The organism is Flavobacterium sp. GW823-FHT06G12 (assembly GCF_058794775.1).
In genome coordinates, this window is sequence record NZ_JBXAHE010000002.1 from 657,049 (window position 1) to 675,115 (window position 18,067).

Annotated in this window: 22 protein-coding genes; 1 reads left to right on the forward strand and 21 read right to left on the reverse strand. The window is 33.7% G+C overall.

What is annotated here, in order from left to right; translation table 11 throughout:
• Positions 1-15: 15 nt before the first annotated feature.
• The 21 genes from AC1Q5Z_RS09765 to flxA form a co-directional block, all read right to left on the reverse strand.
• Positions 16-273 carry a phosphopantetheine-binding protein gene (locus tag AC1Q5Z_RS09765; RefSeq protein ID WP_111378796.1) on the reverse strand — a complete coding sequence of 86 codons (258 nt, stop codon included), beginning with the start codon at positions 271-273 and terminating at the stop codon, positions 16-18.
• A gap of 2 nt (positions 274-275) precedes the next feature.
• Complete coding sequence (locus AC1Q5Z_RS09770; RefSeq protein WP_492444556.1) at positions 276-893, reverse strand: 3-oxoacyl-ACP synthase; 618 nt, start codon at positions 891-893, stop codon at positions 276-278.
• A gap of 7 nt (positions 894-900) precedes the next feature.
• Positions 901-1,440, reverse strand: a complete 540-nt coding sequence (locus AC1Q5Z_RS09775; RefSeq protein ID WP_492444558.1) for a hypothetical protein — start codon at positions 1,438-1,440, stop codon at positions 901-903.
• Positions 1,437-2,576: a beta-ketoacyl-[acyl-carrier-protein] synthase family protein gene (locus AC1Q5Z_RS09780; protein ID WP_492444559.1), complete on the reverse strand. Its 1,140-nt coding sequence runs from the start codon at positions 2,574-2,576 to the stop codon at positions 1,437-1,439. The genes AC1Q5Z_RS09775 and AC1Q5Z_RS09780 overlap by 4 nt, the downstream gene beginning before the upstream one ends.
• Positions 2,577-2,688: 112 nt before the next feature.
• The gene (locus tag AC1Q5Z_RS09785) at positions 2,689-3,018 is read right to left on the reverse strand and encodes a hypothetical protein (RefSeq protein ID WP_198855003.1); all 330 of its coding nucleotides are present in this window, start codon (positions 3,016-3,018) and stop codon (positions 2,689-2,691) included.
• Positions 3,019-3,234: 216 nt separating this feature from the next.
• Positions 3,235-3,684 carry an acyl-CoA thioesterase gene (locus AC1Q5Z_RS09790; protein ID WP_343588990.1) on the reverse strand — a complete coding sequence of 150 codons (450 nt, stop codon included), beginning with the start codon at positions 3,682-3,684 and terminating at the stop codon, positions 3,235-3,237.
• Positions 3,659-4,942 carry an ABC transporter permease gene (locus AC1Q5Z_RS09795; protein WP_492444561.1) on the reverse strand — a complete coding sequence of 428 codons (1,284 nt, stop codon included), beginning with the start codon at positions 4,940-4,942 and terminating at the stop codon, positions 3,659-3,661. The genes AC1Q5Z_RS09790 and AC1Q5Z_RS09795 overlap by 26 nt, the downstream gene beginning before the upstream one ends.
• The gene (locus AC1Q5Z_RS09800) at positions 4,932-5,630 is read right to left on the reverse strand and encodes an ABC transporter ATP-binding protein (protein ID WP_492444563.1); all 699 of its coding nucleotides are present in this window, start codon (positions 5,628-5,630) and stop codon (positions 4,932-4,934) included. The genes AC1Q5Z_RS09795 and AC1Q5Z_RS09800 overlap by 11 nt, the downstream gene beginning before the upstream one ends.
• A 64-nt stretch (positions 5,631-5,694) precedes the next feature.
• Complete coding sequence (darH, locus tag AC1Q5Z_RS09805; protein ID WP_343588993.1) at positions 5,695-6,693, reverse strand: BtrH-related acyltransferase DarH; 999 nt, start codon at positions 6,691-6,693, stop codon at positions 5,695-5,697.
• Positions 6,694-7,098 carry a flexirubin biosynthesis protein DarG gene (DarG, locus tag AC1Q5Z_RS09810; RefSeq protein WP_343588994.1) on the reverse strand — a complete coding sequence of 135 codons (405 nt, stop codon included), beginning with the start codon at positions 7,096-7,098 and terminating at the stop codon, positions 6,694-6,696.
• A gap of 9 nt (positions 7,099-7,107) precedes the next feature.
• Complete coding sequence (locus AC1Q5Z_RS09815; protein WP_492444566.1) at positions 7,108-7,428, reverse strand: hypothetical protein; 321 nt, start codon at positions 7,426-7,428, stop codon at positions 7,108-7,110.
• Positions 7,421-7,888, reverse strand: coding sequence for a hotdog family protein (locus tag AC1Q5Z_RS09820; RefSeq protein WP_343588996.1), 468 nt, complete (start codon positions 7,886-7,888; stop codon positions 7,421-7,423). The genes AC1Q5Z_RS09815 and AC1Q5Z_RS09820 overlap by 8 nt, the downstream gene beginning before the upstream one ends.
• Positions 7,889-7,897: 9 nt before the next feature.
• Entirely contained in the window at positions 7,898-8,326 is a 429-nt protein-coding gene (locus AC1Q5Z_RS09825; protein ID WP_492444568.1) for a hotdog family protein, read from the reverse strand.
• Positions 8,326-9,459, reverse strand: coding sequence for a dialkylresorcinol biosynthesis protein DarB (gene darB / locus AC1Q5Z_RS09830; protein WP_343588998.1), 1,134 nt, complete (start codon positions 9,457-9,459; stop codon positions 8,326-8,328). The genes AC1Q5Z_RS09825 and darB overlap by 1 nt, the downstream gene beginning before the upstream one ends.
• Before the next feature lie 17 nt (positions 9,460-9,476).
• On the reverse strand, positions 9,477-10,379 hold the full coding sequence (locus AC1Q5Z_RS09835) for an NADPH-dependent FMN reductase family protein (protein WP_198854996.1): 903 nt from the start codon (positions 10,377-10,379) through the stop codon (positions 9,477-9,479).
• Between the two features lie 137 nt (positions 10,380-10,516).
• Positions 10,517-11,416, reverse strand: a complete 900-nt coding sequence (locus tag AC1Q5Z_RS09840) for a lysophospholipid acyltransferase family protein (RefSeq protein ID WP_343540616.1) — start codon at positions 11,414-11,416, stop codon at positions 10,517-10,519.
• Positions 11,417-11,671 carry an acyl carrier protein gene (locus AC1Q5Z_RS09845; RefSeq protein WP_492444570.1) on the reverse strand — a complete coding sequence of 85 codons (255 nt, stop codon included), beginning with the start codon at positions 11,669-11,671 and terminating at the stop codon, positions 11,417-11,419.
• Positions 11,664-12,899 carry a beta-ketoacyl-[acyl-carrier-protein] synthase family protein gene (locus AC1Q5Z_RS09850; RefSeq protein WP_492444572.1) on the reverse strand — a complete coding sequence of 412 codons (1,236 nt, stop codon included), beginning with the start codon at positions 12,897-12,899 and terminating at the stop codon, positions 11,664-11,666. Before AC1Q5Z_RS09850 ends, AC1Q5Z_RS09845 begins: the two co-directional genes overlap by 8 nt.
• Positions 12,900-13,074: 175 nt before the next feature.
• A complete protein-coding gene (gene flxB, locus AC1Q5Z_RS09855) occupies positions 13,075-13,806 on the reverse strand; it encodes a flexirubin biosynthesis SDR family reductase FlxB (RefSeq protein ID WP_111378968.1) in 732 nt (243 codons plus the stop codon).
• A gap of 94 nt (positions 13,807-13,900) precedes the next feature.
• Positions 13,901-15,124: a WG repeat-containing protein gene (locus tag AC1Q5Z_RS09860; RefSeq protein WP_492444574.1), complete on the reverse strand. Its 1,224-nt coding sequence runs from the start codon at positions 15,122-15,124 to the stop codon at positions 13,901-13,903.
• A 40-nt stretch (positions 15,125-15,164) separates the two neighbouring features.
• Entirely contained in the window at positions 15,165-16,685 is a 1,521-nt protein-coding gene (gene flxA, locus AC1Q5Z_RS09865) for a flexirubin biosynthesis tyrosine ammonia-lyase FlxA (RefSeq protein ID WP_198854992.1), read from the reverse strand.
• Positions 16,686-16,786: 101 nt separating this feature from the next.
• Between flxA and AC1Q5Z_RS09870 the strand changes: the two genes are divergently transcribed.
• Entirely contained in the window at positions 16,787-18,037 is a 1,251-nt protein-coding gene (locus AC1Q5Z_RS09870) for an NAD(P)/FAD-dependent oxidoreductase (RefSeq protein WP_492444576.1), read from the forward strand.
• Positions 18,038-18,067: the final 30 nt, after the last annotated feature.

Sequence of the window (18,067 nt, forward strand, 5' to 3'; positions counted from 1 at the left end):
TCAGTCTAAGAAGTCTTACTTCGTTCTGTTCGCGCTGATATAAGCAGCCATAGTTTCGATAGACTGGAAAATAGATTTTCCTTCTTTCGGATCTACTAATTTAATTCCGTAATCTTTATCTAAAATCACGATCAATTCAAGTGCATCAATCGAGTCTAAACCTAAACCATCTCCAAACAAAGGATCGTTATCAGCAATATCTTCTACTGCAATATCTTCAAGGTTTAAAGTTGTTATGATTTTATTTTTTAATTCTTCTTTTAATGCTTCCATGATTATTTATTGTATAATGTATTGATAGTCTCGTTTGTATATTTTGCATTTTCTTCTGTACTAATTGTACATAAAAAAGCTTTATAATTGTCGTTAAAATATTCTACCCAACCGCACAAAACTACATCTGCTTTATTCTGATTCAGAAGAATATTCGAATAATTGGACATAAATTCGGTGTTAAAGGTGTCAAATATAAAGAAAGAATTTTCACTTTTCAGCTGATGACGGATACTTATTTCGCCCAAACAAATATTTGGCAGCGTATAAACAAAGACCGCCGGACTTGGATAATAGTTTTCTTTGTCTGAAATAGATTCCTGATATTTTACATCGGTATCCAAACTCGACGATTTATTGGCCAAAACCAAAGCGATATTATTTTCTTTTTCCGTTGAAGTTATCGGACTCAAAAGCAATTCTGATCCTAAAAAAGCCAGTTTGCTCAAAGCATCCATTTTGAAAAACTTTGGATATTGCATTTCAAAATTACGATAGGCTTGTTTGGAGAAATCAGCAAAATCGGTTGGTTCAATTTTGAATACAGAAGTTCCGTTCAAAACAATTTCGTTGTTTTGGATAGTGATGTAGGATTGTATGTAGGTTTTGTTTTGAGTCATTTTGTTTTTAAGAACATAATTTTTTTATGTTTGCCTTTAAAAATAATTGAGAAAAAAGAACAGGGAAATTTGTTCTACGACCTTTTTTAATCACTGTCATATAGATGTTATTCTTGTCTAAAATAAATATTCTGCTTGACAGATATACAGAATTAAATCCCAGAGCATCTGGATATTTATTATAAATTATTAATTCTTTTGAATTTATAGCTCTTTTACATCCTGATTTATTACAATATTCATTAATAATTGCTCTATTTCTTTCAGCATCATATTTGCTTATAATTTTCGTAAGATGCTTTTCAGTTGCTTTCCGATAAATTGCATAAGCAGAAAAGAGACTTATAAAAAACAGAAGATAGTATTCGGTTCCCGTTTTTGAATAATCTCGATATGGATCGAAGTAAACTAAAAAAGGACAAATAAATAAAAAACTAAAAAGTATAAAAAGAAGTATGGTGTCAAATATATCAGACCAGCTTTCAGAATAAACCAGCTTATTTTTGACTATACTTTTCTCAATATTTAAGTTTTTTAAATTTCTCATTTTACCTTTTCAAAAACCACAGCCGTATTACAACCTCCGAAACCAGAAGCTGTTTTCAGAAAATAATCGATTTTCTTTTCTTGGTTTTTTTCAATCACATTGATAGCTTCACTAACTCCAATTTCATCAAAACCTTTCGATTCAAAAAGTTTATTTTGATTGGCAGATTCTATTGCAATTACGGTTTCCAATAATCCCGAAGCGCCAAGTGTATGACCGTAAAATCCTTTTAAACTATTTACGGGAACATTTTGTAAATCTAAACGAGTTAGAGCAATCGCTTCCATTTCGTCGTTGTAAGGAGTTGCAGTTCCGTGTGCTGAAATATAATCTAATTTTTTCGCTTCAATTTTTGCTTCTTTCAAAGCATTTTGAATACTTCTAAACAAACCTTCACCTGTTCTAGAAGGTCCCGAAATATGATTCGCATCGTTTATCGAACTGTCTCCGATAACTTTTATTTTAGCGTTTTTGGCTTCCGCCGAAACTAAAACCGCTGCTGTAGCTTCGCCTAAACTTACACCGGTTCTGTTTTTAGAATATGGTTTGCAAGGCAGTTCGCTCATTGCCTGAAAAGCATTAAAACCAGACAAAACAAATTCTGAGACTTCATCTCCAGCCACCACACATACGTTGTCATAAAGTTCAGATTGAATCATTCTTTTAGCAACAGAAACAGCTAAAATTCCAGAAACGCAAGCATTTGAAACTACAATAGCTTGAGTTTGGAATCCGAAGAAATCTGAAATATTTTTGGCTAAAACATCTAAATATGCGTTGTTGAAACTTTCTTCAGAATCATTTGCCAAAGCGGTAACATTTCCTTTTGTGGTAGAAAGTATAAAAGCCGTTTTTGAGTTTAGCTCAACTCCTGATTTTTTGATAATCGGCTCCAAAGCCAAAATCATCATTTTCTCTAAACGAGAATATTTTGTCTCAGTACTAATTTTTGAAAATGCACTGTTTATTTTTTTATCAGAAATAATCGAAGCATAAAACGGATTCGGCATCAAAGAAACATCGTTATGAAGCTGAATTCCAGAATCACCACGAAGAATGGCGCTGATATTAGATTCAATATCAAAACCTAAAGGTGTGATGCAATTTGTTTCTGTGATGTATATTTCTCTTAACATTTTAAATTTCGATTTCTCCTGCAAGGTTTTTAAAACCTTATTAGGTATGTTTTATTTTAAGCTTTTTATTTAATTCTATGCAGATTTTAAGCTGTTAGTTGATGACAATTCTCTATAATAAGTCAAGTGGTACAACATAACTAGCTGCATAGAGAAGATTTTTCTTTTCTTTTTTAAAATTTTCGAATGCGTTTTTATACCAATTAGAATCAAAAGGATTATTACCATAATCTTCTACAACAATTACATCATAAAATTCTTCATCAAACCAAGGTTCGATACCACTAATTCCAAGATTTAAACTCTCAACTCTATCTAATACTATTTTAAAATCTTCTTCCAAAAAATACTTTATAGATTCAGAATCGAATCCTGAATTTTTGTTTTCAAGATCAAAGAAAACATTTCGATTTAAATAATCAAACTTCTTTTCATATTCCATATCAGCTTTATTTTTTCAAACTTCTCAATATCGGACTTCGCTTTATTACCATGTTTTCTATAATAAAACACACCTATTAATACTACTAGTACAAATAAGATTTGCTGTGTCATCTTTATTCGATATTATGGATGCCTACAAGGTTTTGGAAACCTTGCAGGAAATAGATTCAGATTATTTTATTTTTAATTCGTGAAAATTAGTGCAATCCGTGTTCTATTTCAATAACCCCACTTTTCGTTTCCATTCCTCATAAAAAGGCGGATTGGTCAGCATTAAATTTCCTGCTGCATCTAAAAAAACCTGAGTGGTTTCGCCTGTGCAGGCCACTTCTCCTTTATCATCAATAATTTTAAAACGGTAAATCATTTTGGCTGCAGGAGTGTCAACAACTGTGGTTTCAATTGTTACCACATCTCCGTAACGCAAAGACAATTTATGTTCACAAGTCGATTTTACAATTGGTGTTGTATAACCCGTTTTGGCAATATCCAGATACGTAAGTCCGTGCTGACGTCCAAACGCTTCGCGTCCATCTTCGAAATACGTGATATAATTGCCGTGCCAAACAATTCCAAGCGGATCTGTTTCGTTAAAACGAATCCTGATTTCGTGGGAAACGGTTAGATCTATAGCTTCTTTAAACTGCTCTTTTCTTTTTATCATAAAATAATGCGATGGAAGTGGTAATAATGAAAAACAAAAATAATAAACTTATTCTTGGTATGATTTCGACGAAAGAAACGTTTCTAAGCAATACATCGTAAAAAGCTTCTAATCCCCAGTTCATTGGAGATGATTTTGCGATATATTGCATGATTTTTGGCATTGCAAAAACAGGAACCCAAACACCGCCAATTGCAGCTAGAATGATCACACTTGTCGCACCAAAAGGAGCAGATTGTTCTTGTGTGCTTGCCACAGTTCCTAATAAGATTCCGAACCCGATGGCTGCAAAACCTGAAAATAATGCGACAACACTTGTCAGCAAGAAATGACCTTCGATGTTTAAAGAAGGCAATCCGATGGATGGAAATAAAAATACCGCCACGGCAACCATCATATAAAACTGAATCATGCAAATGATCGAGTAGGTAATGGTTTTTCCAATAATAACAATTAAATTAGAAACAGGATTGGTTCTTAATCGAACAAAAGTTCCTTGCGATTTTTCTTTTACAATATTGATAGATAATGGAATGACAATAAAAAATATCGCAAAAAGTGTCCAAGCCGGAACGTTATGCTGAACGGAATTTGGACGAACTTCTTTGTTGTTGATTCTCGGAATTATTTCTTTGAAAGTAATAAAGTTCTTTTGTTCAAAATCGATGGTTTCTTCGCCTAATTGTTTTTGAAAAGTGCTGTAAATCGATTTGGTTTCAATCTGTGAAATCATTTTGTCGATCGAACTCATAACAGCATTTTTGAAACTCATCTGAACCGCTGGATCAAAATACAGTTTTACTTCTTTTTCTTTAATGACACGCTGAGGTTCGGTAGCTGTTGTACTGTCCGTCAAACCTAAATTGCTGACAATTTTCTCTACATTCTGATTTACTTTTTCTTGCAAATCAGAACTTAAGTTTTCTGGAATTACAATCGCCAGTTGAAATTTTCCTTTGTATACATTTTCTTTGGCAACTTCTTCGGTAATTGGTTTATTGTCAATTTGGGTAACAACGGTAAAATATTTGCTTTTTTCTAAATTTTCAAAAACCGTTTTAGAAACGGATCCGTGGTCTTTATCGACCAAAAGAATCTGAAGTTTAGAATCGGTTACCGCTTTAAAAGTGCTGTCCTGAATTAAGGTTACGGCAATTACCAAAACCAAAGGCATGATAAATAAAATAATCAATCCGCCTAAATCTCTTTTTAGCAAAAGAAATTCTTTTACTACCGACATCCAAATTTTATATATCATCTCTCAACGCTTTACCAGTTAATGAAATAAAAACATCTTCGAGATTTCGAGCATCTTTTGTAGATTCAATTAATGCCGACGGAGTTGCTTGTGCATAAATCTGTCCTTGATCTAAAATAGCAATGTCAGAACAGAAATCCTCGGCTTCAGCCAAATGATGAGAAGTATAAATAATAGTCGTTCCGTTTTGGTTCAACACTTTCAAATAATCAATAATGGCAGTTTTAGAATGCACATCGACACCAACAGTTGGTTCATCCAAAAATAAAATTTTCGGATTATGAAGGATTCCTGCAATCAGGTTGACACGGCGTTTCATTCCGCCCGAGAAAGTCTGAACTTGTTTATCGGCAAATTTCAATAAACCTAAAAGATCTAGCGTTTCGATTACTTTATCTTTTAAATCAGAACCTTTTAAACCGTACATGCTTCCAAAATAAAGCAGATTTTCTCTGGCAGTCAATGTTGGATACAAAGCATATTCTTGAGGAACAACGCCTATGATTTTTTTAATTTTTGAAGCCTGATGCTGATAGTCTAAACCATCAATTGTAAAATGTCCCGAAGTTGGTTTTACCAATCCGCAGAGCATGGAAATTAAGGTTGTTTTTCCGGCACCGTTTGGTCCAAGCAAGCCAAAAATCTGACCTTCATTTATATTTAGCGAAACATTGTTCAAAGAATACATTTCTGCATTTTTGTACTTTTTCGAAAGGGATTCTATTTGAATGATAGATTGCAAAATAGTGTTTTTAGCTGATCGCTTTTTTTAGTTTTTTGAAAAAGATTTCTTCTCTATTGGCAATGTCCAAAAGTTCATCGGCAATAGTGTTGTAGGCATCTTCTTTGGCACTTCTGTTTTTGTAAATACGTGAAGCTTCAACAGCAAAATCACGCCATGAATCTCCAATTTGTGTCATTTCTTTAGAAAGTACTTTCAGTTCTTCGTTACCCAAAATAACTGAAGCTTCCTGTAAAAATGCCGCATAAATAAAACGGAAACCTCCGCCGCCAGTTCCAATTTCTTCCTGCATGCGAACCATTTGCGCCAAGTAATGATTGGCTTTTCTAACGCCATGTTTTGCAGGCCATTTACGAATTTGGCGAGAAACCATTTTAATGCCGCGAACACCAACAATTGGCATTGGCGCTAGCATATCTCGGCACGTATTTTTGATTCCTTTTATGATGGCGCTTTTTAAATCGACATCTTTTGGAATCTGAATCGGATAGTACATTTGTCCGCGAGGTGCAAAAGCTCCTTTGGCAAAACGTACTTTATTCATGTCTTCGTAAGTTAAAGTCGTAACGGTTTCCATTACAGGATCGCTCACTAAATACTCGGTTTCGGTTTTTCCGTAAACGACTAAATTGTGCGCGTTGAAATGAAAACGATATTCGTCTGGGAAATAACTTAAATTGTAAACGCCAACTTGTAATCCTGTTGGAATATTGTTTTTTAAATTTTCGTCTAATGCTTTATTGGCATTTGCTACAGAAGAAAATTTTTGTCTTTTTATTTTTAAATTTAATCGGTTGGCCACTTTATTGAAAATCTGTCCAGGCAAAGTTCTATAACTGATTGCTGGTGCATGATTCACTTTTATAAAAGGCAGATATACAAAAAACAATCCAGAGCCAATTCCAAAAACCATCGGTTCGCTAATGTTTAGTCCGCTATTTTTTAGCAGATTTGACGCTACTCCATTCTCGCAATGAGCAGACTGATGATGTGTGAAAGTTAATTCCATTTATTTGGTAATGCTGTTTTTTAATTCTTCAATTGATACTCCAAAAGTATCAGCATATTTTTTCAGGATTTTATCGTTTAGTTTGGCAAAAACACTAGGTTTAAAATGTCTTTTTACGCGCCATTTCCAAAAACCTACGTAACTGGATAATATGTTAAGATCCATTTTATTGACTTCCATAAAATAAACAATCGGACTTATTTCGCCATTTAAAACCTGTTGTTTGGCATCGGCAATTCGTTCATTTATTTCATCAATAGAATTTGAAAGCGCTATTGTTTTAGGTTCCCAGCCCGTACTTAATGTTGTGGTATAATTGCCGTTTTCATCAGTTGCGTACAAAAGCTCTTTTACGTTGTTTTTCGTTAAGTTACTTTGATCCTGAGGTACTTGATCTTTTTCCATTTTGCTAATTTAATTTATTAGAAACATACAGATTGAAAGTATACATAAACTAATTACTAAAAATCCAAGATTTGTGAAAGCTAAAATTCGTTTTTTCTTCACGAATAAATAAAACATTTCTATTAATAATCCAAAATAGAAAAAAACAGTGATGAATAATGCTAAAACGAACATTCCTAAACCTGCATCTGTATGTCTGTGTTGGTCTTGATCGCAAAGTGAGTGAGGATCATAAATGAAGCTCCAATACAAGACTAATAATCCAAACAATGACAATAAAATCCCAATTCGAATTCCTAAATGTAAAATGACTTTTTTAAAATTATCCAACTGAAACCGTCTTTTGAATAAACAAATTAATTTCGCATTCTAAGAGTATCTGATCTTCGAGTAAACTTTTACAGCTCATTGTGCATAAAGTATAATCGTCTCCGACAAATTTTGAAATCAAATCGGCTTTAGTTATGATCGTATCGCCAACTTTTGGCAATGCATGAATTTTTACACTTTTTAAAGCGCTGATGAATCCAATTACATTTACGTTTTCATTCTCGATTCCGTTGTCATCAAAAAAGTATTTTTTTCCAACAATTGCAGAACAAGTCTGTGCGGTATTTTCGATTAAACCTGCTTCGTTAAAAACATTGTTCTGAACAAAAATATTGTCTTCTTTTATCAAAAATATGGTTTCTACAAAGTTGGCATCTATATCCAAAATCAAATCCACCATAAGCATTGGCGCTCGGTGTGGTAAATAATTTTGTATGTCAACAGCAGAACTAGTTTTCATCGATTGCTTTTATTTTGCCAAAACCGTTTTCATTTGTCCTCTGGCAATCTCTTCATTATTTAACGTCGTAACAATATCAACCAGAGTGATTCCTGCAAATTCCTGCAGAATTGTAACTTCAGATTGAATACTATCGTTAAGTTTTGGAAGTTTCTTAATTTCAATTTCTTTAATAGAACCAATATAGCCTGTTGGAGCAACTTCGTTTTTCAAAAAATATTGGTATCCTGTATGCAATGCCACAGATTGTGCCATATGTTCTATTAATCCAGCTTCAAGAAAAATATCGTTTGATACAAAAATATTTTCGCGCTGAATTTCTAAACCCGAAACCAAAGAAGTTTCAGAATAAGAATGCATAGCGTCTACCATCACAAAAGGGAACTTTTGCGGCAGTAAATTTTCTACCATTTCTTTTTCTAAAAGCATTGTTTCCATTAACAAACAGTTAAATAGGCATACGCGAAAGAGAATCTTCCGCTTTCTGGAACAGATAATAAAATTTTATCTCCTTTTTTCAAATTTCCTGAACTCATCAATTCTTCAAGAGCCAAGTAAATAGAGGCAGAGCCTACATTTCCAACTCGAGAAAGATTCATGAACCATTTGTCATCGCTCATTCCGATACCTTTTTCATTTAATCCTTTTTTCAATCCTTCAACAAAAAAGTTAGAAGAAACATGAGGAATGAAATACGTAATATCTTCCGATTTAATATTGTTTTTATCCATGGCGTCTTTCATGCTTTCGGCACCTTTTGACAGGATAAATTCATCTAATAATTTAACGTCTTGTTTGATTGAGAAAACAGATTCATTCAACCATTGTTCTGGAGAATAATCGCTCCAGCCTTTAATTTCTCCATTTTCCAATTTATCACCTCCCGCATACATGCAAGTTTCTAATTCGTACGCATACGAAAAAGCTTCCATCCATTCGATTTTTAGTGAAATTGGTCCTCTTGGTTTGTTTTCTAATAAGAAAGCACCAGCACCATCTGACAACATCCAACGAAGAAAATCTTTTTTGAATGCAATAATTGGCTGTTCTTCAAGGCTTTTTAAATTATCGGCCTCGTGATTGTATTTTTGAGCATTCAGCCAAGTAGAAACTTTTTCTGATCCTGTGCAGATTGCGTTTTTTGAATTTCCAGATTTTATAGAAAGAAAACCAAATTTAAGAGAGTTCATTCCGGCGCAGCAAACTCCTGTCGAAGAGTTTAATTCTACCGATTTATTTTTTAGTAGACCATGAACCATCGCAGCATGCGAAGGCAGAAATATGTCAGGAGTTGAGGTCCCGCATGAAAGTACTTCTACATCTTGAGGCGTAAAATTTTCATCGAATAACGGTAAAATGGCATTTTTGGTTAATTCGGCATTGCTGTGAGTGCTTTTTCCTTCTTTGTCAACAGCGTAATATCGGCTTGTAATTTTATTATTGCGCAAAATAATGCGTCTTGCTTTAGAAGCAGTATCATTGATAAGGCCTAAGTAGGCTTCCATTTCGTCATTTGAAACGGCTTCGTTTGGCAAATATTTTGCAGCTTTTGTAATATATACTTCAAACATAATTTAAATTTCGTCTTCTAAACTCCCTGATAATATTGAGTTTCCTTTTTTATAGATTTTAACTTAAGCGGATAGGTAATAAGGTGCAATATATACACTATTGGTGAGATTAACCATATCGCAAGGAATAAATAAACATTAAATACTTTAAGCAGCTGTTTTCGGTTTTTTTGATTTTTATAAATGATATTTGACCATTTATTAAAAATTTTATTGGCCGTTTTGTCAACCGTTACCAGATATGAACTTATTTTTACAGCCCCAGCATCGACCAATTTTGGCTGTAATTGGGCTAAATTATTTTGCTGTAAAGAATCAAGCATGATTTCTCCAAACTGACTTGATTCTTGAATATCTTTTTCTGAAACTCCAGGAAGCGGAAAAATACCTAAATATTTTTTCTTAACCCCAGAAAACATCCATTCTACAATTGTAATAACGCTGATTAGATTTCCAACACGATCTACCAAAGCTACATTTCCAACCAATTTGCCATTTGCTTTTCGCAGCAAAACTTTGATTTTTTCCTGAGCCATAATCCACATGTTTCTGGAACCGCTAATGGTAATAACAGGTGTATTGTTCAAAATTTTCTTGGCATCATCACTTTTCAAAAATGAATTGATCGGAATAGAAGGTGATAAATACCAAACTTGATAATGAAATAATACCAAGTCAAATTTTGTATTTAAAATTTCCTCAGGAACAGGTTTTAATGCGGTTGGAATCTGTAAAAAAGATTCTGGAAAGGCATCAAAAAATGATTCTTTGTTCCATGGAAACGGAAACGGTTTTTCTAATTGTATTTCGTGAAATGTAAGGTTTATTTCGTCTGAATTTAGGAATGGTTTTGCAATATTTTTTGCAATAGATTCCAACTGTCCAGATTGGGTATAATAAATTACGAGAACATTTTTCATTTAGGTTTTTTGGCTTTGGTGGTCAGCAAAAATAAGTAAATTTATTTAAACGAATTTTCTTATTCCTACGAATGGCCTAGAATTCCTAAATTTTTGATTTATTCAAAAAAAATGAAGTTAAAAGAGTTTATTCGGTGTTATTTTGGCAATGAATTTTTGTTTTCTAACTGGTTCCAAAAATCAAAATAATTGAACCATTGTAAAGGGTAACGATTCAAAATGCTTTCTACGCTTTTTACATATTCTTTCAAAAGCGCTTTTTCGTCACGATGTTTTACTTCGGCTTCTCTTGCGTACAAATGATAATGAAGGTTTGGTTCTTTCATTACGTAAACAAAAACTACTGGGACTTTTAATCTTGAAGCAATTAAAAACGGACCCGCAGGAAAATTGGCTTCTTTGCCCAAAAGGTTTTCAGAAAGTGATTTTGTTCCTTCAAAATAACGGTCGCCAGTAAAGCAGATTAATTCATTATTGGCCAAAGCGGCATTGATCTCAAAAATATGAGAGAGATCTTCTTTAATGATGATAAATTTTACGGTTGGTTTTTGAGAAACACTTTCTAGATAATTCTTAATAGCAGAATGTTCTAAATCTGTTGTAACAAGATTAATTTGGAAATTAAGGTCAATGTCTCCTAGAAAATGTTCTGCAATTTCAAAATTACCAACATGAGCGCTAATTAAAACACCGCCTTTTTTCTCGGCAAGTAATTTTTTTAGTGTTTCTATTCCATCAAATTCATAGGTAAATTTGTTTCGCATTCCTGCCGAAATAGAAACTTTATCAATAATGGTCTGTCCAAAAGTATAATAGCTTTTGAAAACCATTTTTTTGGATTTGAAATAGGAGTATTGAAGTCTTTCTTTAAAATAATAGAAAATGGCTTTGTTGCTTTTTCTTAGAAATAAAAAATAATAAGAAGCAACAAAATAAAGTAAGACATAAGCAGCTTTCACACCCGCTTTTTGAATTAAAAAAACGAATATTTTATAACCTAAAACAGTTCCTTTGGATTTACCATCCCATTGACTCATTTAAGCTGATTTGGCTGTTATTTTAGTTTCGATTAAGTCATAAAAACTTTGAAAATCAGAAATTCCAACAAAATCTGCTTCAACTAGTTTTACACCAAAGTTTGCCTCTATTGAAACGACTAAGTCAACATAATCCAGACTGTCTAACCCAAGTGTATCTTTTAAATTAGCATTTGGTTCAATGTCGTCATTATCAACTTCAAATTCATCAACTAAAAAACCATTAATTTTTGCTATAATCTCTTCTTTATTCATTGTTCAATTTAAACTTTTTAACCACCAACGCAGAGTTGGTTCCTCCGAAACCGAAAGAATTGGACAAAAATATGTCAAATTTTTTGTTTAACGTAGTTTTAACTAAATTTAATTTTGACGCATCTTCATCTGGGTTTTCCAAATTGATGTTTGGCGCGATAAAATCGTGCTGCATCATTAAGATAGAATAAATGATTTCGCTTGCTCCCGCCATCCAGCATTCGTGGCCTGTCATGGATTTTGTAGAACTTACTGGAGGATTTTTTTCTCCAAAAACTTCAAAAATAGCTTTGGCTTCATTAGCATCTCCAACAGGTGTTGAGGTTGCATGAGCATTTATATATTCAATATCTGAAGCTTTTAATTTGGCATCATCAAGTGCACGTTTCATAGCTGTTGCAGGTCCTTCAACGTTTGGAGTTGAAATGTGCCCTCCGTTTGAAGAAAATCCGTAACCGCCAATTTCTGCAATGATATTGGCACCGCGAGCAATTGCAGATTCGTAACTTTCCAAAATTAAAGTTGCGCCACCACCACTCGGAATTAATCCGTCGCGACCCATATCAAAAGGTCTTGAAGCTTTTGTTGGATCGCCTTCTCGGTTAGAAAAAACACCTAATCCATCAAAACTGCTCATCGCATATTTGTTGATTTCCTGTGCTCCGCCAGTAATGACAATATCTTGAAAACCGCTTTTGATTAAAAAATAAGCCAAGCCAATTGAGTGAGAACCGCTGGCACAAGCCGCACTTACCGTAAGATTGATTCCGCGAAGTTTAAAAATCGTCGAAAGATTCATCGTTACCGTAGAATTCATCGACTTAAAAATAGCACCAGAACCAATTAAGGCAGTGTCTTTTTTCTCGCGTACAATGTCTGTTGCGTCAATGATGGCTTTAGAAACGCTGTCGTTTCCGTACATAATGCCAACTTCGTGTTCGTCAAAAAAGGCATCATCAATGTTGGCATTTTTTAATGCTTCTATAGTAGCCATATAAGCATACTCGGTTTCTTCACCGATGCTCATACGTTGTCTTCGCGTCAATAAATTTTTAAGATCGGCTTTCGGAACCATCCCTGTTAAGGCCGACTGGAAACCAAATTCTTTACGTTCAGAATCAAACTGAATACCAGATTTTCCTTCGTATAACGAATTTTTTACTTCGTCTAAAGAAGTTCCGATACAAGAATAAATTCCCATTCCAGTAATTACAACTCGTCTATTCATCGTCTTTCAAAAGTAATTTTTTATCCTTAAAGTGTAATTTTTTAATCTTGCCGCAAAGGCACTAAGGCACTAAGTTTTTTTAAAGTCTTTTTGCTTAAACTTTGAGACTCGGTGTCTTTGCGAGCAATTTTCTATGTATAAAAATCTTAAAATAATCTCGCAAACATAGTATTCTTTAAGAATATATTCCGCCATTTATGTTGATAATTTCTCCTGTAATATAGCTTGCTTTTTTAGAAATCAAAAAGCTTACCAAATCTGCTACTTCTTCGGCTTCTCCAAAACGGTTAACCGGAATAAGTTTTAGTAATTCTTTTTCGTCCAGTTGACTTGTCATATCGGTTCTAATGAAACCTGGAGCGACAGCATTTACAGTAATGTTTCTTTTGGCAACTTCCTGAGCCAAAGCTTTAGTCGCCGCTACAATTGCACCTTTTGCAGCCGAATAATTGGTTTGTCCTGCAGTACCTTTTACTCCAGAAACGGAAACCATATTTACGATTCGGCCATATTTATTGCGTAACATTTTTTGAATAAAAAATTGTGTAACATTAAAGAAACCGTTTACGCTTGTATTCATAACGCCATTCCAGTCTTCTGGTGTCATCCACATAAAAAGACCGTCTTTTGTGATTCCGGCATTGTTTACAATTGCCTCAACCAATTTTTCAGGATTTGCTTCCTGCCAAGCAGTTAAAACATTTTGTACGTTTTCAAAATTAGAAACATCAAAACCTAAGATTTCGCCTGTTGCGCCTAATTTTTGTACTTCTTGTAATGTTTCTTCGGCAGCTGTTTTATTCGAATGATAATTAATCAGAATATGATAATCGGATTCTACGGCTAGTTTTTTACAAATCGCACTTCCAATTCCTCTCGAACCGCCTGTTACTAATACACACTTCATTTATGTAGGGTTTATTTTTATTCGTCATCAATGAAACCACTTTTATAAAAGCGGTTTCATTGATGCAAATTTCTAATTTATTTGGAGATAAATATTATTTCTTTTTTTTCGGTGCTGGTTTTGCTGTTGGCTTTTTTGTTGCCGGTTTAGTTTCTTCTTTTGGTTTCTCTACAGGAGCAGCTGCAGGCTGAGGTTTTTCTGCACTTTTAGAAAACAGTTCTGCATTTTCAAACCATTGGTTAGCCAAAACTGTTCCGTCAGGTTTAAGAAATCCCCATTTTCCTTCGTTTTTTACTCGGGCAACACCGCCAATAAATCCTTTATCTTGTTGTGTAAACATCGCAATAATGGCATTTGTTGTGATACCATATTGAGTTGGAATTACCAGTTTTCCAGATTCATTTATGAATCCCCAGTTACTTTCTTTTACTGGAGCTAAACCGTTTGTGCTGAAAACTTCTGCATCATTGTAAGTTGGTTCAATAACAAATTTTCCTTCTGGATTAATGAATCCCCATTTTTTTCCAACAAGAACAGGAGCTAGATTTTTTGAGAATGCTTTTCCTTTATCATAAATAGGAAGAATTGCCCAATTTCCTTTTAAATCGATGTAACCGATTTTTCCGTTCTTTTTAGCGAAAGTCAAATCTTGAGTTTCAAAATCCCAGATTTTTTCAGCTCCGTCAACAGGAATAAATTTTCCGCCGCTTACAAGACCGAAAGTTTTGTCTTTTCTTGCCCAAGTTGTTCCTTTAAAATAATTTCCAACTTCGGCATACACTGGCTCGACCAACTCTTTTCCGTTAGTATCAATAATTCCCCAGTTTTTGTTCAGTTCCACTCTAGCGTAACCATTTTCAAAAGGTTTGATCTGATCGTATTTTGGTTCTAAAACAACACCCATTTTGTTGTTGATTAACCCCACTTTATTATTTTGTCTGAAGAAAGCAACGCCGTCATTAAAATCAAATACTTTGTCAGTAGTTGGTCCTTTTTGGATTTCTCCCTTTGTATTAATGTAAACCCAGTCTTTGTCTTTTTGTACAACTGCAATTCCGCTGTTAAAATCTTTAGCATCTTTAAAATCGGCTGGAATTACCCAGCTCCCTTTTGAGTCGATAAATCCCCATTTTCCGCCATTTTCTACAGCAGCTAATCCTTCAGAAAAACTTTTAGCAGACTTATATTGAGGTTCGATTTTAAAAGATCCGTCTTTAGACAGATATCCAATTTTAGAATTTTTCTTAACTAATGCTAATTCTTGACTATTAACAAATTGAATGCAGCTTAGCAATAAAAAAACAAGTGACTTTTTCATGATTTTAAGATTCAATATTAATACTGTAAAATAAAGATTTTTAACTGTTGATCAGATAATCTTTTACTTTTTGAACAAAAGGATACATTACTTGATCTTCCTTAAATTCTGGAATTATATTTCTGATATCGTCGTACCATTTTTTAGTTGTAGACGAAATTTGATCTTTTTGTTTCAAATAATCAATTGCCTGAACAATTGTGATTAATTCGATTGCTAAAACTTCAAATGAGTTTTCAATCACTTTTGATGTAATAACCGCTGCATTGGTTCCCATACTTACAATGTCTTGATTGTCATTGTTGTTTGGAATACTGTGCACGTACATTGGGTTAGACAACATTTGGTTTTCTGCAGTTGTTGAAGTCGCAACGAACTGAACGCCCTGCATTCCGAAATTAAAACCTAATGTTCCTAAGTTTACAAATGGAGGAAGAATTTCGTTGATTTTTGAATTCAATAAATAATTCAATTGACGTTCTGCCAGCATTGTTAATTTTGTAATAACGATTTTCAGTTTATCCATTTCTAGCGAAATATAATCTCCGTGGAAATTTCCGCCGTGGTAAACGTGTTTGTTTTTTACGTCTATAATTGGATTGTCGTTTGCCGAGTTAAATTCGTCTTCCAAAATAGAAGCTACATTATTAATAGTCTCTAAAACTGGCCCCAGAATTTGAGGAACACATCTTAATGAATAATATTCCTGAACTTTTTCTTTGAAAATTTCTTCGGTGTTTTCGCCAGAATATAAATGATCTTCTCTTTTACGGATCAAAGTACTGTCAGAAAGATTTTGTCTCATTCTTTCAGCAACTTCTTGCTGTCCTTTATGACGTTTGGTTTGGTTTAATTCTTCTGAGAAATGATCATCGTAAGCTTGAACCAATTCGTTAATTGCACAAGAAGCTTTTAACGACCAGTCTAATAATTTTTTTGCATAATGAACATTTACAACTCCAATTCCTGTCATTACAGAAGTTCCATTGATTAATGCCAAACCTTCTCTAATTTCTACCTGAATCGGTTTTAAACCTTCGATTTCGAAAACTTCTGCAGTTGCGCGTCTATCTCCTTTATAAAAAACTTCACCTTCGCCAATTAAGACTAAAGCTAAGTGTGATAATTGTACTAAGTCACCGCTGGCACCAACACCACCGTGTTCAAAAATTAAAGGCGTAATATCTCTGTTGATTAATTCTGCCATTAAATGAATAACAGAAGAATGAACTCCTGAATTTCCTAAAGAAAGTGTATTTAATCGAGCTAAAATTGCTGCTTTTGCGCACTCTGCATTTAAAGGTTTTCCTGTTCCAGAAGAGTGACTTCTAATTAAATTATATTGCAATTGAATTTGATCAGACTCTTTAATTCTATATTGAGCCATTGGACCAAACCCTGTATTTACACCATATATTACTTTATTTCCTGAGAATTCTTTTAAGAAATTAAAGCTTTCGTTTACTCGATTTAAAACCACATCGCTAATAGCAACTTTGCTTTTTCCGAATATTATGGCTTCAAATTCTGCTAAACTTAAATATTCATTTATTGTATTCATCAAATCAATTTTGGTTGTGCTAATTTAATTTTATTTATCAAAATAAATGTAGTTATTTTGATGATGGCAAATGTAGGTTAATTAATGATAATAATTCTAATATGACAAAGGAGTTTGTTGATGTTTTAGTGATTGGTGCAGGACCATCTGGATGTGTTTCGGCATCTTATCTTTATAAAAACAATGTAAAGGTTAAAGTTGTAGAAAAAACAAAGTTTCCAAGACTTGTAGTAGGCGAAAGCCTTATTCCGCGTGTAATGGATCATTTTGCTGAAGCAGAATTGTTTGAAGCTCTAGATGCAATGAACTTTGAAAAGAAATTAGGAGCTCGTTTTATCAGAGGAGAAGAAATCTGCAATTTTGATTTTAGTGTAAAATTTGGCGAAGGCTGGGATTGGACTTGGCAAGTTCCAAGAGCTGATTTTGATAATGCAATGGCTCAAGAAGTCATAAGAAAAGGAATTGATTTAGAATTTGAAACTGAAGTTTTGGAAGTTTCTTTTGAAGGAAAAAAATCAAAAACTATCGTAAAAGACAAAGACGGAAACCTAAAAGAAATTCACGCTAAATTTATCATTGACTCGAGCGGATACGGACGCGTTTTGCCGAGACTTTTAGATTTGGATACGCCTTCAAAACTAGATCCACATTCTTCGATTTTTACGCATGTTAAAGATATTAATAGAGAAGAAGGAGTAGAGGGAACTCAAATTTCTTTTGATATTCTGGAAACCGAAGTTTGGCTATGGGTGATTCCGTTTTCTAACGGAAATACAAGTTTAGGAGTTGTTGGTCCGACGGATTTTATCAATTCTCTATCTGAAAATAAAGACAATGCAGAGGCTTTGAGAAACGCCATTCAGAAATCGGATTATTATATTAAAAGATTTGCTGGAACAGAGTTTTTATTTGAGCCTGTTAAATTAGAAAATTACTCAAGAGCGGTAAAAAGAATGTATGGCGATGGTTTTGCTTTGACAGGAAACAGTTCAGAATTCTTAGATCCAGTTTTCTCTTCGGGAGTTGCTTTTGCAACCGAATCTGGAATGCTGGCAGCAAAATTATATTTAAAGGAATCGCAAGGAATTCCTGTTGATTGGGAAGTGGAATTCACGCAATACATGAAACGTGGAATTGCTGTTTTTACGACTTATGTTCAGGAATGGTATACGGGAAATTTACAGACTTTATTTTTCCACCAACCTGAAAATCCAGAAGTAAAAGAAAAAATATGTGCGGTTTTAGCAGGTTATGTTTGGAACGAAGAAAATTCGTTTGTCAAGAAACATGATCACGTAATTGCTAATATGGCGTATTTATTAAATATGCAAAAAGAACAAAGCCCTGAATAATCAGGGCTTTTTTTATTGAAAAACAATTCA